Raw genomic sequence first — 1841 nt, 5'->3', positions numbered from 1 at the left:
CAGCGCCGGCATCGTCGATTTGACTGTGGAAAACGTTCGCGCTTGCGACTTCCTGACCCCGCTGGCCCAACATAACCTGGTGACCGACACCGTCTACTTCGCCGTCAACGACGGCCTGCAAGCGGACGGCAGCCGGGAAGGCGCGTTGCGTAATCTGAATTGCGCCAATCCCGAAGCGGCTTACATCCCGACGGCAGCCGCTGCGTTGGCCAATGTCAACAGTGCGAAATTGGCGGTGGCCACGCACGGCGCCTTCAAAGTGCCGACCTTGCGTAACGTCGAATTGACCGGTCCCTACATGCACAACGGCAGCATGGCCACCTTGGCGCAAGTCATCGAGTTCTACGCCCGCCACGGCAATTTCGTCAACGACGCGCAAAACTTCAACGTCGCGGCTGGCTCCGGGATTTTGACCTCCGCGCAAAACACTGGCGACTTGACCGCTTTTCTGAATGCGTTGACCGACGAACGGGTGCGCTATCAAAAAGCCCCGTTCGACCATCCGCAGTTAACCGTCGCCCACGGTCACCTCGGTAACGATCTGCAAGTCGAAGCCGGCAATCCGCTGGCCGCCGACTTGGCTAGGGACGAAACGCTAACGATACCGGCGGTCGGTGCGGACGGTGCCGCAACGCCGATCCCGGCATTCTTGTCGGCACCCTAACGACGATAGGACTGATGGACGTGGCAGCAAGAAGTTCGGGTTTAACCGGCACAGGCGAGTGTCGGCGCTTATTGCCAGGATCTGCAATGGCAAAGGACGCGACGGGATTACGCGAACAAGGATGTGTCGGCTCGGGCCGTCCAGGGACGACTAGTCGAGCCAACCTCCCCGTCGTAATTTCGAGTGGGGAATTCCGCAATGTTATCAATCGAGTTTTCAAACGTCTTTCGACCATATAAGGAATTTTATGAACAATTTTCAATTTAGATCGGCCAGCCTGGCTGTCGCCGTCGGCACGGCGTTGACCGGCAGCAGCGGCTCGGCTGCCGCTGCCACCCTAAGCGTGGAAGCCACCGCCGACACCTTTTTGACCAGCTATTCGGCGCAAGCCAACTCCGATATGTCCAGCTACGGTGCGATGATGATTTCCTCGCCTCAAGCCGATCTGGTCCAAGGCATTTCCGAAGTGCGGACAATGGAAAATCTGGTTTCCTATAACAGCGCGTCCATCAAATCGGGATTCGACAGCCAATTCGGCGTCGACAACTGGCATGTCACCGAAGTGCAACTGAAGTGGTACACCAACTTCGACGTTCAAGGCGTCCCGGCCAACAACAACCAATTCAACGTACCGCACGCCGGCTACTTCGGCGTGTCTTATTTCAGCGACGACAACTGGTTCAATCCCGCCACCGCCGGCGCTACCGGCTTGACCGTAAGCAACCCGAAAGTGACCTGGAACTCGGTTTACGGCGGCGGCGCCTGGAGCAATCTGTTCGCCGGACAGCAATCGCTGGGTACCTTTTATTACCCGACCGGTTTGTCCAACGGCACTACCGACTGCGTTTCCCAGCAATGCGCGCCGCGCTACTGGGACCTCAGCTTGGATTCGGCAATGGTCGCTGACATCATGTCCGGCGGATATTTGTCGTTTCACGGCTACGCCGCCGACGATCAAGTGGTTTATCTGGTCAACCAGTTGACCAAGCCGGGCGCCCATCCGCAAATTTTCATCAGCGCGGAAGCGGGGCCGGCCGCCGTGCCGTTGCCCGGCGCGGTCTGGCTGTTCTTGAGCGGCATGCTGTCCTTTCTCGGACTAGCTAAACGCCGCATTCTGGCTTAGACCCTACCGATCTCGCCGCCGCCGTCATGCGCACCGTTCCGATTTCGACTCAGC

General features: G+C 58.7%; 1 protein-coding gene and 1 pseudogene. Both read left to right on the top strand.

Annotated features, from left to right (window positions below; translation table 11 throughout):
* Window positions 1–664: pseudogene (locus AC3B8H_RS20955) on the top strand (cytochrome C peroxidase); the annotation flags it as partial.
* A 247-nt stretch (window positions 665–911) separates the two neighbouring features.
* Complete coding sequence (locus AC3B8H_RS20950) at window positions 912–1787, top strand: hypothetical protein (RefSeq protein WP_488443446.1); 876 nt, start codon at window positions 912–914, stop codon at window positions 1785–1787.
* Window positions 1788–1841 lie beyond the last annotated feature (54 nt).

It is taken from the genome of Methylomonas sp. BG-2, assembly GCF_057766305.1.
Note: the sequence above shows the minus strand (reverse complement) of the source record. Positions and strands in the feature narration are given on the sequence as shown.

What these genes read in the sequence shown, in the direction of transcription:
- AC3B8H_RS20950 (WP_488443446.1), top strand. Translation starts at nt 912, where the DNA reads ATGAACAATTTTCAATTTAGATCGGCCAGCCTGGCTGTCGCCGTCGGC.